At 63.7% G+C, this 14,848-nt stretch carries 15 protein-coding genes; 14 read left to right on the forward strand and 1 reads right to left on the reverse strand.

Translation table 11 applies throughout. The features are described from left to right. Positions 1-15: 15 nt before the first annotated feature. The 6 genes from IVA95_RS13025 to IVA95_RS13050 all read left to right on the forward strand — a co-directional run bounded on the left by IVA95_RS13025 (position 16) and on the right by IVA95_RS13050 (position 5,353). Positions 16-501, forward strand: a complete 486-nt coding sequence (locus tag IVA95_RS13025) for a GNAT family N-acetyltransferase (RefSeq protein ID WP_247510840.1) — start codon at positions 16-18, stop codon at positions 499-501. Beyond that, positions 501-1,013: a dihydrofolate reductase gene (locus tag IVA95_RS13030; protein WP_247510841.1), complete on the forward strand. Its 513-nt coding sequence runs from the start codon at positions 501-503 to the stop codon at positions 1,011-1,013. Before IVA95_RS13025 ends, IVA95_RS13030 begins: the two co-directional genes overlap by 1 nt. Positions 1,014-1,183: 170 nt before the next feature. Next, on the forward strand, positions 1,184-2,326 hold the full coding sequence (gene hflK / locus IVA95_RS13035) for an FtsH protease activity modulator HflK (RefSeq protein WP_247510842.1): 1,143 nt from the start codon (positions 1,184-1,186) through the stop codon (positions 2,324-2,326). Next, on the forward strand, positions 2,323-3,237 hold the full coding sequence (locus IVA95_RS13040; protein WP_247510843.1) for a protease modulator HflC: 915 nt from the start codon (positions 2,323-2,325) through the stop codon (positions 3,235-3,237). Before hflK ends, IVA95_RS13040 begins: the two co-directional genes overlap by 4 nt. Positions 3,238-3,334: 97 nt before the next feature. Further along, positions 3,335-3,535, forward strand: coding sequence for a DUF2065 domain-containing protein (locus IVA95_RS13045; protein ID WP_028350308.1), 201 nt, complete (start codon positions 3,335-3,337; stop codon positions 3,533-3,535). Between the two features lie 309 nt (positions 3,536-3,844). Continuing rightward, on the forward strand, positions 3,845-5,353 hold the full coding sequence (locus tag IVA95_RS13050) for a Do family serine endopeptidase (RefSeq protein ID WP_247510844.1): 1,509 nt from the start codon (positions 3,845-3,847) through the stop codon (positions 5,351-5,353). 117 nt (positions 5,354-5,470) lie between these two features. On the opposite strand, the gene serB is transcribed toward IVA95_RS13050, so the two are convergent. Continuing rightward, entirely contained in the window at positions 5,471-6,376 is a 906-nt protein-coding gene (serB, locus tag IVA95_RS13055; protein WP_247510845.1) for a phosphoserine phosphatase SerB, read from the reverse strand. Here serB and miaA point away from each other — a divergent pair. From miaA to ilvC, 8 genes are all read left to right on the forward strand, one after another. Next, on the forward strand, positions 6,375-7,304 hold the full coding sequence (gene miaA / locus IVA95_RS13060; protein WP_247510916.1) for a tRNA (adenosine(37)-N6)-dimethylallyltransferase MiaA: 930 nt from the start codon (positions 6,375-6,377) through the stop codon (positions 7,302-7,304). The two genes, serB and miaA, sit on opposite strands and share 2 nt — an antisense overlap. 406 nt (positions 7,305-7,710) lie before the next feature. Next, positions 7,711-9,486 carry an acetolactate synthase 3 large subunit gene (locus IVA95_RS13065; RefSeq protein WP_247510846.1) on the forward strand — a complete coding sequence of 592 codons (1,776 nt, stop codon included), beginning with the start codon at positions 7,711-7,713 and terminating at the stop codon, positions 9,484-9,486. A gap of 150 nt (positions 9,487-9,636) precedes the next feature. Beyond that, positions 9,637-10,623 carry a threonine dehydratase gene (locus tag IVA95_RS13070; protein WP_247510847.1) on the forward strand — a complete coding sequence of 329 codons (987 nt, stop codon included), beginning with the start codon at positions 9,637-9,639 and terminating at the stop codon, positions 10,621-10,623. 25 nt (positions 10,624-10,648) lie between these two features. Next, positions 10,649-11,191 carry an acetolactate synthase small subunit gene (ilvN, locus tag IVA95_RS13075; protein ID WP_213254354.1) on the forward strand — a complete coding sequence of 181 codons (543 nt, stop codon included), beginning with the start codon at positions 10,649-10,651 and terminating at the stop codon, positions 11,189-11,191. 2 nt (positions 11,192-11,193) lie between these two features. After that, the gene (locus tag IVA95_RS13080) at positions 11,194-11,889 is read left to right on the forward strand and encodes a class I SAM-dependent methyltransferase (RefSeq protein ID WP_247510848.1); all 696 of its coding nucleotides are present in this window, start codon (positions 11,194-11,196) and stop codon (positions 11,887-11,889) included. Positions 11,890-11,895: 6 nt separating this feature from the next. Further along, complete coding sequence (locus tag IVA95_RS13085; RefSeq protein WP_247510849.1) at positions 11,896-12,786, forward strand: EamA family transporter; 891 nt, start codon at positions 11,896-11,898, stop codon at positions 12,784-12,786. A gap of 6 nt (positions 12,787-12,792) precedes the next feature. Next, positions 12,793-13,398, forward strand: a complete 606-nt coding sequence (locus IVA95_RS13090) for a LysE family translocator (RefSeq protein ID WP_247510850.1) — start codon at positions 12,793-12,795, stop codon at positions 13,396-13,398. A gap of 145 nt (positions 13,399-13,543) precedes the next feature. Further along, complete coding sequence (gene ilvC / locus IVA95_RS13095; protein ID WP_247510851.1) at positions 13,544-14,563, forward strand: ketol-acid reductoisomerase; 1,020 nt, start codon at positions 13,544-13,546, stop codon at positions 14,561-14,563. The last annotated feature ends 285 nt before the right edge of the window (positions 14,564-14,848 follow it).

Raw genomic sequence — 14,848 nt, forward strand, 5'->3', positions numbered from 1 at the left:
CGGTGTGAGCATCTGATGTCGCTGACGATCCGCCGCGCGCGCCCGGGCGAAGCGGGACTTGTCCTGTCCTTCGTTCGCGAACTCGCCGAATACGAAAAGCTGCTGCACGAAGTGGAAGCGACCGAAGCCGCTATCGATGCGGCGCTGTTCGGCGCCAATCCGCGCCTGTTCTGCGAGATTGCCGAGTGGGACGGAGAGCCGGCCGGCTTCGCTGTCTGGTTCGTGAATTTTTCAACTTTCAGCGGTCGCTCCGGCATCTATCTGGAAGATCTGTTCGTCCGCCCGGCGCTGCGCGGTAAGGGGATCGGCAAGGCGCTGCTGGTGCATCTCGCGAGGGAATGCGTGGCGAACGGCTGGTCGCGCTTACAGTGGGCGGTGCTCGACTGGAATACGCCGTCGATTGAATTCTATAAGTCGCTCGGTGCGGTCTTGATGGACGAGTGGACGGTGTGCCGGGTCGGCGGTCCGGCGCTTAAGGCGCTGGCGCAGGGGACGCGGTAATGGAAATCGTGCTCATCGTTGCGGTCGCCGAGAACGGCGTGATCGGAGCCGGGGGCGCCATTCCGTGGCGGCTGAAATCGGACATGGCGCGCTTCAAGGCGCTGACCTCGGGCAAACCTGTCGTCATGGGCCGCAAGACCTTCGTCTCGATCGGCCGGCCGCTTCCCGGACGGACAAATATCGTCCTCACCCGCGACGCCGGCTTTCGCGCCGATGGCGTGGTGGTTACCCATTCGTTCAGCAACGCGAAGGCGATCGCCACCGGCGATGCACTGCGACGTTTCGCCACTGAGATCGCCGTGATCGGCGGCGCGGAAATCTACGCGCAGTGGATGGACAGCGGCGATCGCCTGGAGATTACCGAGGTGCATGCCCGGCCCGATGGCGATACGCGTTTCCCGGCAGTCGATGCAACCGCATGGGAAGAGGTGGCGCGCGTGCGGAATCCGGCCGGTCCGGACGATAGCGCCGATTTCTCCTATGTGACATTTCGTCGGCGCCAACAAGATTAACCTCGCTAACCAATGTTTACATTGACAATTATGGCGTCAGGCATAGCTGCTTCGTGCAGGAAGCTTGCGTTGTAAGAGACCTAGCGGTCCCCTATAAAGCCGGGCGGATATGCGAGGCTTAGGCATCCTGCCGAACAGGCGGGCCCGTTCCCCCGCAGAGGAGAGTTCACATGCCGTGGAAGAATCAAGGTGGGGGCCCGTGGGGGCAGGGTCCGAAGGGGCCATGGGGCGGCGGTCCGCAGTCTACCGGGCCGAGGCCACCTGATCTGGAAGACCTTCTGCGGCGCGGCCAGGACAAGCTGCAGCAGCTTCTGCCGGGCGGCCATTTCAGCGGCATGGGTATCGCGCTGGTGCTGGCCGGCGCCCTGGTGATCTGGGGCCTGTCCGGATTCTTCCGCGTGCAGTCGGAAGAGCTCGGCGTCGTGCTGCGCTTCGGCAAGCATGTACGCACCGTCGAGCCCGGGCTGAACTATCATCTGCCCTATCCGATCGAAACCGTGCTGCTGCCGAAGGCGTTGCGCGTCTCCACGATCTCGATCGGCATGAGCCTGATCGACGATCCGGCGCGGCGCGGCCGCACCATGCGCGACGTGCCGGAAGAAAGCCTGATGCTGACCGGCGACGAAAACATCGTCGACGTCGATTTCACGGTGCTGTGGCGGATCAAGCCCAACGGCGTCGGCAATTTCCTCTTCAACATCCAGAATCCCGAAGGCACCGTGAAGGCGGTGGCCGAAAGCGCGATGCGCGAGGTGATTGGCCGGTCTCTGATTCAGCCGATCCTCACCGGCGCCCGGACTACGAACGAGCAGGCCGTGCAGGAACTGATGCAGCGGACGCTCGACAGCTACGGCTCCGGGGTCCAGATCACGCAGGTGCAAATGCAGAAGGTCGACCCGCCGGCGCAGGTCATCGATTCGTTCCGCGACGTGCAGGCCGCGCGCGCCGACTTCGAGCGTCTGCAGAACGAGGCGCAGACCTATGCCAACCGCGTCATTCCGGACGCGCGCGGACGCGCTGCGCAGATCCTGCAGGTCGCTGAAGGCTACAAGGAACAGGCGGTTGCCGAGGCCGTGGGCCAGAGCGCACGCTTCACGAAGGTGTACGAGGAATACAATAAGGCCAAGGACGTGACGCGGCAGCGAATTTATCTGGAGACGATGGAGCGGATTCTCGGCGGCTCCGAGAAGCTGGTCTATGACGGTGGCAACTCGGCACAGAGCATCGTGCCCTATCTGCCGCTAAGTGAATTGACGCCGCGCCGTCCGCCGCCGACGGCTGGTCAGCAGCAGCAGCAGGGAGGCTCGCGATGAGGTCCCCTGTTACAGGCATTGTCAGCCTGATCCTGCTGTTCGCCCTGGTGATCGTGGGCTACAGCTCGATCTTCACGGTGTCGCAGACCGAACAGGCGCTCGTGGTCCGGCTCGGCCGGCCGGTCGACGTCGTGTCCGAGCCGGGCCTGAACTTCAAGGCGCCGTTCATCGACACCGTCATCAGCATCGACAAGCGCATCCTCGATCTGGAAAATCCATCCCAGGAAGTCATCGCTTCGGACCAGAAGCGGCTCGTGGTCGACGCCTTCGCCCGCTATCGGATCAAGAACCCGCTGCGCTTCTATCAGAGCATCGGCTCGATCCAGGCCGCCAACATCCAGCTCACCACGCTGTTGAACGCGGCACTGCGCCGCGTGCTGGGCGAGGTCAACTTCATCAACGTGGTGCGCGACGAACGCGACAGCCTGATGCAGCGCATCCGCGAGCAACTCGACCGGGAAGCCGATCAGTACGGCATCCAGTTGGTTGACGTGCGTATCCGCCGTGCCGATCTGCCGGAGGCCAACAGCCAGGCGGTCTATCAGCGCATGCAGACCGAGCGGCAGCGCGAGGCGGCAGAGTTCCGCGCCCAAGGCGGCCAGAAGGCGCAGGAGATCCGCTCGAGGGCCGACCGCGAAGCAACCGTCATCATTGCGGAGGCCAACTCGACCGCCGAGCAGACGCGCGGCGCGGGTGACGCCGAGCGCAACCGGCTGTTCGCCGAGGCCTATGGCCGGGATCCGGATTTCTTCGCCTTCTATCGTTCGATGTCGGCCTACGAGACCGGGCTCCGCTCCAACGACACCCGTTTCCTGCTGCGGCCCGATTCCGAGTTCTTCCGCTTCTTCGCCAATCCGTCGGGGCATCCGCCGGCGGCCGCCGCGGCCGCCGCCGCGGCACCGAAGCCTTAAAGGGCCGGCCCGCACAACACGCAGGTTACGGCGAAGCGGGGGGCCGCTTCGCCGGCACAAAAGCAAAAGGCGCTTGATAGCGGGGGGATGCCATCCGATGAGGTCAATTGCGTTCGCCGACTTCCTCATCGGTGTGGGTATTCTGTTTGTGCTCGAAGGCCTGATGTTCGCAGCCAGCCCGGCCTGGATGCGCCGGGCGATGAAAAGCGCATTGGCGACGCCCGATAATATCCTGCGGATCGTCGGCATCGTTTCGGCGGTCGTCGGCCTGCTTCTGATCTGGTTCGTGCGGCGGTAGGTTTTCACCGTCATTCCGGGATGGTCCGAAGGACCAGACCTCAGGTGCGCAATTGCGCACCGGGCAATCTCGAGGTTCCACAATGTGCAATTGCACATTTGGTTCGCTTCGCGCCCTCAGCGACAAGCGCTGCGCGCTTGCGCGGGGGGACGACGGCGTCCCAAACCTCCACGAGTCGAAGTGATATCAACGTAATCGTGAGCCGCCAGCGGCCGATTTTTCGCCGGAATGTCGGGCGCAGATGCTTGCGCCTCGGACCCGTTCGGGCGCACTGTGGGCCCAAATTTGAGCCTTTGGAGACGAGCCGACATGACCGGTGCCAGACCCGCCTTGAAAAGCCGCCTGCGCCTGATGGGGTTTGCTATCTCGCTCGGTGCCGCCAGCATGCTGGCTGCAGTGCCCGCCAGCGCGCGCGGCCCGGATGGGATCGCCGACATTGCCGAGAAGGTGATCGATTCCGTCGTCAACATCTCGACCTCGCAGAGCGTGGAGGTCAAGGGCGCCGGCAGGGATGCGATGCCGCAATTGCCGCCGGGCTCGCCGTTCGAGGAATTTTTTGACGACTTCTTCAAGAACCGGCGCGGCGGCTTGCCCAAGGGCGGCGACAAGGGCGGCGATATGCAGCCGCCGCGCAAGACCAATTCGCTCGGCTCCGGTTTCATCATCGATGCCGCCGGCGTCGTCGTCACCAACAATCACGTCATCGCGGATGCCGACGAGATCAACGTGATCATGAACGACGGCACCAAGATCAAGGCCGAACTGGTCGGGGTCGACAAGAAGACCGATATTGCGGTCTTGAAGTTCAAGCCGGTGAAGCCGGTGACCGCGGTGAGATTCGGCGATTCCGACAAGCTGCGGCTCGGCGAATGGGTGATTGCGATCGGCAATCCGTTCAGCCTCGGCGGCTCGGTCACGGCCGGCATCGTGTCGGCGCGCAACCGCGACATCAGCCAAGGGCCGTATGACAGCTACATCCAGACCGATGCCTCCATCAACCGCGGCAATTCCGGCGGGCCGCTGTTCAACCTCGAAGGCGAAGTGATCGGCGTCAACACGCTGATCATCTCGCCGACCGGCGGTTCGATCGGCCTCGGCTTCGCGGTGCCATCGAAGACGGTGGCCGCCGTAGTTGATCAGCTCCGGCAGTTCGGCGAGCTGCGCCGCGGCTGGCTCGGCGTGCGGATCCAGCAGGTCACCGAGGAGATCGCCGAAAGCCTCAACATCAAGCCCGCTCGCGGCGCGCTGGTCGCCGGCATCGACGAGAAGGGACCGGCCAAGCCTGCCGGCATCGAGCCCGGCGATGTCGTCGTCAAGTTCGACGGCAAGGACGTCAAGGACCCGAAGGATCTCTCCCGGGTCGTCGCCGATACCGCCGTCGGCAAGGAAGTCGACGTCGTCATCATCCGCAAGGGTAACGAGGAAACCCGCAAGGTTACGCTCGGTCGCCTCGAGGATACTGAAAAGGTGCAGCAGGCCGCCGCCAAGACCAAGGAAGATCCTGTCGAGAAGCCGGTGACGCAAAAGGCGCTCGGCCTCGATCTGGCCGCGCTGAGCAAGGACCTGCGGACGAAGTACAAGATCAAGGAGAGCGTGAAAGGCGTCATCATCACCGGTGTCGACGGCTCCTCCGACGCCGCCGAAAAGCGGCTCTCCGCCGGCGACGTCATCGTCGAGGTTGCGCAGGAAGCGGTCGCCAGCGCCGCCGACATCAAGAAGCGCGTCGATCAGCTCAAGAAGGACGGCAAGAAATCGGTGCTGCTGCTGGTGTCGAACGGCGAGGGCGAATTGCGGTTCGTGGCGCTCGGCGTGCAGTGATCACTCGTCATACTCCGCGAAAGCGGAGTATCCAGTACGCCGCAGCCTTTCGGTTCTATCGCTGACGTCTCTGGAATACTGGATCACCCGCTTTCGCGGGTGATGACAGTTGAGAGATTATCCCCCCACAAACTCCTCGTGCCGATACCCCTGCGCATACAGCAGCGCGGTGAGATCGCCATAGTCGATCCGCGCGGCGGCAGCGGCGGCCACCGCTGGCTTGGCGTGATAGGCGACCCCTAATCCCGCCGCCTGGATCATGCCCAGATCGTTGGCGCCGTCGCCGGCTACTAACGTGTCGATCTCGTCGAGATCGAAGGATTCGCGAAGTTCGATGAGCGTAGCCAGCTTGGCAGCGCGGCCGAGGATCGGCTCGGCCACCTCGCCGCTGAATTTGCCGTCCCGTACCTTCAATTCGTTGGCGCGGTTTTCCTGGAAGCCGATCTTGGCCGCGACCGCATGGGTGAACAGGGTGAACCCGCCGGAGATCAGGCAGGTCCAGGCGCCGTTGGCGCGCATGGTGGAAACCAGCTCGCGGCCTCCCGGCGTCGGCGTGATGCGCTTTGCCAGGACCTCATCGACCACGCTGACCGGCAGGTCCTTCAGCAGCGCGACACGCTCGCGCAGCGCTGGCTCGAATTCGATCTCGCCGCGCATCGCGCGCTCGGTGATGCCTGCGACATGCGCCTTCAGCCCGGCAAAGTCGGCCAGCTCGTCGATGCATTCCTGGCCGATCATGGTGGAATCCATGTCGGCGAGAAAAAGCTTCTTGCGCCTGAACGCGGCAGGCTGCACCACAATGTCGATCGGCAGGTCGCCGCGCGCCTGTTGCAGGCGGGCTTCGATCGCTTTGATCTCCTCCGGGCTCTTGACCTGGCTGTCAAAGGGAATGTCGACTGCCACTTCGTCGAACAGCCATTGCGCTGTTCCCGGCGAGGGGAGAACAGCCATTGCGCCGTCGACGATGGTGGTGTCGAGCGCTGGGTTGGTCGGATTGCAGATGAGGGTGGCGACCAGGGACATGCAGGAGTATCAGCTAGGTTTGAGCAAGGCCGTGCTTATCGCAGGGCCGACCGCCAGCGGCAAGTCGGCCCTGGCGCTCGAATTGGCGCAAAAGACCGGCGGCATCGTCATCAACACCGATTCGATGCAGGTTTATCGCGATCTCCGCATCATCACGGCGCGGCCGACGCCGGAGGAGGAAGCGCGCGTGCCGCACCGGCTCTACGGCCATGTCGACGCCTCGGTCAATTTCTCGGCCGGAGCGTGGGTGGAGGATGCAGCAAAAGCGTTGGCGGAGGCGCGCGGCCAAAAACGCCTGCCGATCTTCGTCGGCGGCTCCGGCCTGTACTTCAAGGCGTTGACACGCGGCCTGTCCGCGGTGCCGCCGATCCCGGCCGAGGTGCGCGACGACGTTCGGGCGCGGCTGGAACGCGACGGCGTCGAAGCGCTGCACGCTGAGCTGGCGCGGCGCGATCCCGTCTCCGCCGAACGCCTGAAGCCGCGCGACCGCACCCGGATCGCCCGCGCGCTGGAAGTCGTGGAAGCCACCGGCCGCACACTGCCGGACTGGCATCGCGAGGGCCTGCCGCCGCTGCTGCCTCGGAGCGAATTCTCTGCGCTGTTCCTCGCGCCCGAGCGTGAAGAACTTTACGCGCGGATCGATGCGCGATTCGGCGCGATGCTGGCCGCGGGTGCGCTGGATGAGGTCGCAGCGCTCGCCGCGCGAAAGCTCGATCCCTTGCTGCCGGCGATGAAGGCCCATGGCGTGCCGGCGCTGATCCGGCACCTCAGGGGTGAAATCACGCGCGAGGAGGCCGCCGAAATCGGCCGCGCCGATACCCGCCATTACGCCAAGCGGCAGTTCACCTGGTTCCGGCATCAGTTGCCGGAGTTCGAATGGGTGACGCCGGAGGCGGCGAGGGGGTGGGTGGAAGCCCGCTTCTCGTAGCCCGGATGGAGCGAAGCGCAATCCGGGATTCTCTCCGCAGCGGCGACCCTCCCCGGGTTACGCTTCGCTCCACCAGGGCTACGGCCTCCCGCATGGCTGCACGCTAAAATTCCCCCTCGCCGAATGCCCGGAACACCGCTACACTGCCCAAATCGCGCCGAAAGCGTGCTTCCCTTGACTTCCGGGGTACGGCAGCTATAACCGCGCAACCTTTGGGAAGTCCGAGCCGCAAAATGCGTAATATTATTACCAAACTCCTTATCGTCGTCGTACCCAGGCACACCGCCGGGGATGGCTAGCGGCCATCCAAATTCAGGCGGTGTGCATGGGGCCTCTCGGGCCCCTTTTTATTTCCCAAAACAGACACCGAAAGAAGCCGCGCCGACAAGCGCATCCGGAGCAGACCATGACCGACAAGAGCAACGACCCCAATCAGATGACCGGCGCCGCGATGATCGTGCGCGCGCTCATCGATCATGGCGTCCAGCACATCTTCGGCTATCCCGGCGGCGCGGTGCTTCCGATCTACGACGAAATTTTCCAGCAGAGCGAAGTCGAGCACATCCTGGTGCGGCACGAGCAGGGCGCTGGCCATGCGGCCGAGGGCTACGCGCGCTCGACCGGCAAGCCGGGCGTGGTGCTGGTGACGTCAGGCCCAGGCGCCACCAACATGGTGACGCCGCTGACGGACGCGCTGATGGATTCGATCCCGCTGGTGTGCATCACCGGCCAGGTCCCCACCCATCTGATCGGCAACGACGCTTTCCAGGAATGCGACACTGTCGGCATCACCCGTCCCTGCACCAAGCACAACTGGCTGGTGCGCGACGTCAACGATCTGGCCAAGGTGCTGCACGAGGCGTTCTATGTCGCGACCACGGGCCGTCCCGGACCCGTCGTGGTCGACGTGCCCAAGGACGTGCAGTTTGCGGTCGGCACCTATCATCCGCCGCGCAAGTCCGACGTGCATGTATCCTATACCCCGCGGGTGAAAGGCGATGCGGCACAGATCCGAAAAGCGGTGGCGCTATTGGCTGCCGCAAAGCGCCCGGTGATCTATTCCGGCGGCGGCGTCATCAATTCCGGACCCGAGGCGTCGAAGCTGTTGCGCGAGCTGGTCGAGGTCACTGGCTTTCCGATCACCTCGACCCTGATGGGCCTCGGCGCCTATCCGGCGACCGGGAAAAACTGGCTCGGCATGCTCGGCATGCACGGCACCTACGAGGCCAACATGACGATGCATGGTTGCGACGTCATGCTGTGCGTCGGCGCGCGCTTCGACGACCGCATCACCGGCCGGACTGACGCATTCTCGCCAGGCTCGAAGAAGATCCACATTGATATAGATCCGTCCTCGATCAACAAGAACATCCGCGTCGACGTGCCGATCATCGGCGACGCCGGCAATGTGCTCGGCGACCTGCTGCAGGTGTTCAAGGCGGAGGCGAAGAAGCCTGACATCAAGAGCTGGTGGCAGGAGATTGCCACCTGGCGTGCGCGCAATTCGCTCGCCTACAAGAAGAGCAACGACGTCATCCTGCCGCAATACGCCATTCAGAAGCTGTTCGAGGCGACGCGCGGCCATGACACCTACATCACGACCGAAGTCGGCCAGCATCAGATGTGGGCGGCACAGTTCTTCGGTTTTGAGGAGCCGCATCGCTGGATGACGTCGGGCGGTCTCGGCACCATGGGCTACGGGCTGCCGGCAGCGCTCGGCGTGCAGGTCGCACACCCTGACAGCCTCGTGATCGACATTGCCGGCGACGCCTCGGTGCAGATGACGATGCAGGAGATGTCGACGGCGGTTCAGTTTGAACTGCCGATCAAGATCTTCATCCTGAACAACCAGTACATGGGCATGGTGCGGCAGTGGCAGCAACTCCTGCATGGCAACCGGCTGTCGCATTCCTATTCGGAAGCGCTGCCGGATTTCGTCAAGCTCGCGGACGCCTTCGGATGCGTCGGCATCCAGGCGATCAAGCCCGGCGATCTCGACGGCGCGCTTAAGGAGATGATCAAGGTCAAGCGTCCGGTGCTGTTCGATTGCCGCGTCGCCGCGCTGGAAAACTGCTTCCCGATGATTCCGTCCGGCAAGGCGCATAACGAAATGCTGCTGCCGGTGGAAGCTACTGACGAGGCAACGGCCGCAGCTTTCGCCGGCGGCAAGGCGTTGGTGTGAGTGTGAGGATGCGAGACAGAAATTCCATTGTCATCGCCCGGCTTGACCGGGCGATCCAGTACGCCGAGGCGTCTCGGTTGTGCTTGGGCGTCTCTGGAATACTGGATCCCCGCCTTCGCGGGGATGACGAGCATACGAGAGGATCGAGAAGTGTTTAGCCTCGCCGAGCTAGAACGTGCGCACCAGATCGTGGGGCAGGCGGTGCCGCCGACGCCGGCGCATGCCTGGCCGCTGCTGGCCGAACGGCTGAGTACGCGCGTCGTGGTCAAGCATGAGAACCACACGCCGATCGGCGCCTTCAAGGTGCGCGGTGGGCTGGTCTATCTCGACCGGCTGAAGCGGGAGCGGCCGAACATATCAGGGATCATTTCCGCCACCCGTGGCAATCACGGCCAGAGCCTTGCGTTCGCGGCTTCCCGTCACCGCGTGCCGGCCGTGATTTACGTGCCGAAGGGCAATTCGGTGGAGAAGAACCGCGCCATGCGGGCGTTCGGCGCCGAGCTGGTCGAGCATGGCGAGGATTTTCAGGCGGCCGCCGAAGAAGCCCAGCGCCGTGCCCAGTTCGCCGGCCTTCATATGGTGCCCTCGTTCCATCCGGATCTGGTGCTCGGCGTCGCTACCTACGCGCTCGAACTGTTCCGGACAGCGCCCGACCTCGACATTCTCTATGTGCCGATCGGGCAGGGCTCGGGCATCTCCGGCTGCATCATGGCGCGCGATCTGCTCGGGCTGAAAACCGAAATCGTCGGCGTGCAGTCGACCGAAGCGCCGTCTTACGCGCTGTCGTTCGCGGCTGGCACGGTGGTGACCACCGAAGCCAGCAACACGCTGGCGGATGGCATGGCGACGCGCATTCCCGATCCGGACGCATTCGCCATCATCCGCAAGGGCGCCGCGCGCATCGTGCAGATCACGGACGACGAGGTCGCCGCCGCCGTCCGCGCCTACTGGACCGACACGCATAACCTTGCCGAAGGCGCCGGCGCTGCCCCGCTGGCCGCGGCGCTGCAGGAAAAGCAGAAGCTCGCCGGCAAGCGCGTCGGTCTGATCCTGAGCGGCGGCAATATCGATTTTGATCTGTTCCGCAAATGGATCGGGACGGACAGCACTGCTACCACCCAACCGGCGATGGCGTGACGAGAGGACATGTAAGGGGACAACAATGAACCAGCCCGCATCCGCCTACTTCCTGGAAGATCGCCACGACCCCAACGAGACCCACACGCTGTCGGTGCTGGTGCAGAACGAGCCCGGCGTGCTCGCGCGCGTGATCGGCCTGTTTTCGGGGCGCGGTTACAACATCGACAGTCTCACCGTCTCCGAGACCGAGAGCCACAAGCATCTCTCGCGCATCACCATCGTCACGACGGGCACGCCGACGGTGATCGAGCAGATCAAGCACCAGCTCGACCGCATGATCCCGGTCTACCGCGTCGTCGACATGACCATCACCGGCCGCTCGATCGAGCGGGAGCTCGCCATGGTCAAGGTGCGTGGCCGCGGCGACAGCCGGGTCGAGGCGCTGCGGCTGGCGGACGCGTTCCGCGCCCGCGTGATCGATGCAACGACCGAAAGTTTTGTGTTCGAGATCACAGGCAATTCATCCAAGATCAGTCAATTTATCGACCTGATGCGCCCGCTCGGCCTTGTCGAGGTGTCGCGCACTGGTGTTGCCGCGATCGGGCGCGGGCCTGAGGGGATGTGAACATGCTGGCGCGTGACTGGTATTACACTCAAAGGCGGCGACTCGGGCTCGATTCGGCGGTCGCCTCGATCTACGACCGGCATGACGACAGCGACGAGCGCGCACGGGCCGCGCTCACCATGCTCGGCGTGCAGCGCGGCTGGCGCGTGGCCGATATCGGTTGCGGCAACGGTGTACTGGCCTGCGAAGCGGCGTTGTTGGGGGCCGAGGTCGATGCAATAGATATTTCGCCGGCGATGCTGGCGCTTGCCAATATCCAGGCCCGCGACCGCAAGGTAGCGATCCGCACCCAGCCGGCCGGCCTGCTGAGCTTTGCCTACCAGCCGAATTCCTACGACCTGATCGTCAGCGAATTCACGCTGCACCATCTGCCGGATTTCTGGAAGGCGGTGGCGCTGGCAAGGATCTATGCCGCGCTTAAGCCCGGCGCGAATTTCTACCTGCGTGACATCGTATTCGTCAGCATGCCCGACGGCACCGAGCGCGACGTCGAGCAGTGGGCCGATTTCACCATCAAGAACCACGATTTCCAGCGCGAAGGCGTGGTCACCCATATGCGCGACGAGTACTCGACCTTCGGCTGGGTGATCGAGCGCATGCTGACCGATATCGGCTTCATGCTGGAATCGGCCGATTATCACGCGCCGCTGCACGGCACCTATCTCCTGCGCAAGCCAAAGCCGGATCAACAGAGCTAGAAAAAAATGAAACCGGCCGATGTCTGCATCGCCGTGCTGGTGGCGGTGATCTGGGGGCTTGCTTTCGTGGCCAGCCGGATCGCGCTCAATGAGTTTTCGCCGGAACTGATGACGACGCTGCGCTTTTCCATCGCGGCCTTGCCCTGCCTGTTCGTGGCGCGGCCCAAGGTTTCCTGGACGGTGCTGGTCGCGATCAGCTTCACGCTGTTCCTCGGCCAATTTCTCGCCCAGGCTTTTGCCATTGCGCACGGCGTTCCCGTCGGCCTCTCCAGCGTGATCGTGCAGAGCCAGGCGCTGTTCACCATCGGCTTTGCCGCGCTGTTGTTTCGCGAGCGGCCGAGCGCGGGGCAGACAGTCGGCATTGCTATCGCTACCGCAGGGCTGCTCATGATCTGCGGCACCGTCGGTTATGATTTCAGCGTCAACGCCTTCGCGATATTGATGATCTCGCCGCTCAGCTTCGCGGCCGGCAATCTGCTGCTGCGGCGCGCGCCTGATGTGCCGATGTTCGACCTGTTCGCGTGGCTGTGTCTGGTCGCGGCAGTTCCGCTGTTTGCGTTGACGCTGGTGAGCAACGGCCCGCAGCCGACCTGGTATGCGCTGACCCATATGTCGCTGACGGGCCTGTTGTGCATGATCGGTCTCGGCGGTGTCTCCACCAGCATTGCCTACTGGCTATGGGGCCGGCTGCTGCGGGATTACCGGGCGGCGCAGGTGGTGCCGTTTGCGCTTTTGGTGCCGTTCGTCGGTTCCGCTGCATCGAGCGTCGTGTTCGGCGAAACTTTTGGGCCGCTACGGCTTGCCGGCATGGTCACCGTGGTCGGCGGCATCGCCGTCATGCTGCTGTCCAAAACTACCAAGGCTTCAGAAAAACAAGTTCTGCCAAAGATCGCGTGAGGCCCCATGTCGCATTCGCTCCTGATCGCCTTCGTCATGTTCGCCACGGTGATGTTCTTCACGCCGGGGCCGAACAACATCATGCTGCTGTCGTCGGGGCTCACTTACGGCTTTCGCCCGACCATCCCGCACATCATGGGCATCACGGTCGGCTTCGCCTTCATGGTCGGCGCGGTCGGTCTCGGGCTCGGGACCATCTTCATCGCCTATCCCATTTTGCAGACCATCCTGAAATATGCCGGCGTGGCCTACCTGATCTATCTGGCCGCCCATATCGCGATGTCCGAGCCGCCCTCAGCGGAGCAGGATAGCGCCCGCGGCCGCCCGATGACTTTCTGGGGCGCGGCCATGTTCCAGTGGGTCAATGCCAAGGGCTGGGTGATGGTGATCGGCACCATCACCGCCTATGCGGCGATTGCCGCCTATCCCTGGAACATCGCGATCCAGGTCGGGCTGAGCCTGATCCTCGGCATCCTGTCCTGCACGGCCTGGGCCCTGTTCGGCACCGCGCTGCGGCCGGTCCTGACCTCCCGCCGGGCGGTGCGGGCCTTCAATATCGTTATGGCGGTGCTGCTCCTGGCCTCGCTCTACCCGGTGTTCATGGACGCATGATGCCGCACCAGGCCATGCATAAACGGGTTTCCTTTGACGCGGAAAATGCTCTAGACAACGCCGGAAATTCGCGGGCGACCGGCGGTCCTATTCCCCCAAATGCCTGATTAACCGGCCGTTTTGGCCATCGATTGAGGAAACGACCATGCGTGTTTATTACGATCGCGACGCCGACCTGAACCTGATCAAGGGCAAAAAGGTCGTCATCGTCGGCTATGGCAGCCAGGGCCACGCCCATGCGCTGAACCTGAAGGACTCCGGCGTCAAGGAAGTAGCGATTGCGCTGCGCAAGGGCTCGGCCTCGGCCAAGAAGGCGGAAGCCGCCGGCTTCAAGGTGATGGAAGTCGCCGAAGCCGCCAAATGGGCCGACCTCGTCATGATGCTGACCCCTGACGAGCTGCAGGGCGACATCTACCGTGAGCACCTGCACGACAACATGAAGAAAGGCGCGGCGCTGGTATTCGCGCACGGCCTCAACGTCCATTTCAACCTGCTCGATCCCCGCGCCGACCTCGACGTGCTGATGATCGCCCCGAAGGGCCCCGGCCACACCGTGCGTTCGGAATACCAGCGCGGCGGCGGCGTGCCCTGCCTGATCGCGATCGCCAAGGACGTCTCCGGCAATGCCCATGACCTCGGCCTGAGCTACGCCTCGGCGATCGGCGGCGGCCGGGCCGGCATCATCGAGACCACCTTCAAGGAAGAGTGCGAGACCGACCTGTTCGGCGAGCAGGTGGTGCTCTGCGGCGGCCTAGTCGAGCTGATCAAGGGCGGCTACGAGACGCTGGTCGAAGCCGGCTACGCGCCGGAGATGGCCTATTTCGAGTGCCTGCACGAGGTGAAGTTGATCGTCGACCTGATCTATGAAGGCGGCATCGCCAACATGAACTACTCGATCTCCAACACTGCCGAATACGGCGAGTACGTCACCGGTCCGCGGATCGTCACCGACGAGACCAAGAGGGAGATGAAGCGGGTGCTCAATGACATCCAGTCCGGCAAGTTCGCCCGCGACTGGATGCTGGAGAACAAGGTCAACCAGACCTCGTTCAAGGCAACCCGCGCCAAGCTCGCCCAGCATCCGATCGAGGAAGTCGGCGCCAAGCTCCGTGACATGATGCCGTGGATCAAGAAGGGCGCGCTGGTCGATAAGACGAAGAATTGACGGTCTCATTCCCCGGATGCAGCGCAGCACGCAAGTGATGCGCTGCTGGTCCGGGGTCCATCTCGCGAAGCGGTCCCGGCTCTGCGGCGCATCGCTGGCGCGCTGCACCGCGTCCGGGACACGAGACATCGGCGGCCGGTTCGATGCAGTACCTCCATACCAAATCTTAAGCCTTGCTCGGCATTCTACGGCGAGACCGCAACCCGCGGTCTCGCCGTATCCTTGAAGAACTGCTGGCTAATCCACATTCTTCAACGCGCCGCATGAAACGCGCCAGCGGTGCTT

It is taken from the genome of Bradyrhizobium sp. 157 (assembly GCF_023073815.1).
Taxonomy (GTDB): Bacteria; Pseudomonadota; Alphaproteobacteria; order Rhizobiales; family Xanthobacteraceae; genus Bradyrhizobium.

Coding starts and splice junctions, on each gene's coding strand:
- IVA95_RS13025 (WP_247510840.1), top strand. CDS start 16: ATGTCGCTGACGATCCGCCGCGCGCGCCCGGGCGAAGCGGGACTTGTC.
- IVA95_RS13030 (WP_247510841.1), top strand. CDS start 501: ATGGAAATCGTGCTCATCGTTGCGGTCGCCGAGAACGGCGTGATCGGA.
- hflK (WP_247510842.1), top strand. CDS start 1,184: ATGCCGTGGAAGAATCAAGGTGGGGGCCCGTGGGGGCAGGGTCCGAAG.
- IVA95_RS13040 (WP_247510843.1), top strand. CDS start 2,323: ATGAGGTCCCCTGTTACAGGCATTGTCAGCCTGATCCTGCTGTTCGCC.
- IVA95_RS13045 (WP_028350308.1), top strand. CDS start 3,335: ATGAGGTCAATTGCGTTCGCCGACTTCCTCATCGGTGTGGGTATTCTG.
- IVA95_RS13050 (WP_247510844.1), top strand. CDS start 3,845: ATGACCGGTGCCAGACCCGCCTTGAAAAGCCGCCTGCGCCTGATGGGG.
- miaA (WP_247510916.1), top strand. CDS start 6,375: ATGCAGGAGTATCAGCTAGGTTTGAGCAAGGCCGTGCTTATCGCAGGG.
- serB (WP_247510845.1), bottom strand. CDS start 6,376: ATGTCCCTGGTCGCCACCCTCATCTGCAATCCGACCAACCCAGCGCTC.
- IVA95_RS13065 (WP_247510846.1), top strand. CDS start 7,711: ATGACCGACAAGAGCAACGACCCCAATCAGATGACCGGCGCCGCGATG.
- ilvN (WP_213254354.1), top strand. CDS start 10,649: ATGAACCAGCCCGCATCCGCCTACTTCCTGGAAGATCGCCACGACCCC.
- IVA95_RS13080 (WP_247510848.1), top strand. CDS start 11,194: ATGCTGGCGCGTGACTGGTATTACACTCAAAGGCGGCGACTCGGGCTC.
- IVA95_RS13085 (WP_247510849.1), top strand. CDS start 11,896: ATGAAACCGGCCGATGTCTGCATCGCCGTGCTGGTGGCGGTGATCTGG.
- IVA95_RS13090 (WP_247510850.1), top strand. CDS start 12,793: ATGTCGCATTCGCTCCTGATCGCCTTCGTCATGTTCGCCACGGTGATG.
- ilvC (WP_247510851.1), top strand. CDS start 13,544: ATGCGTGTTTATTACGATCGCGACGCCGACCTGAACCTGATCAAGGGC.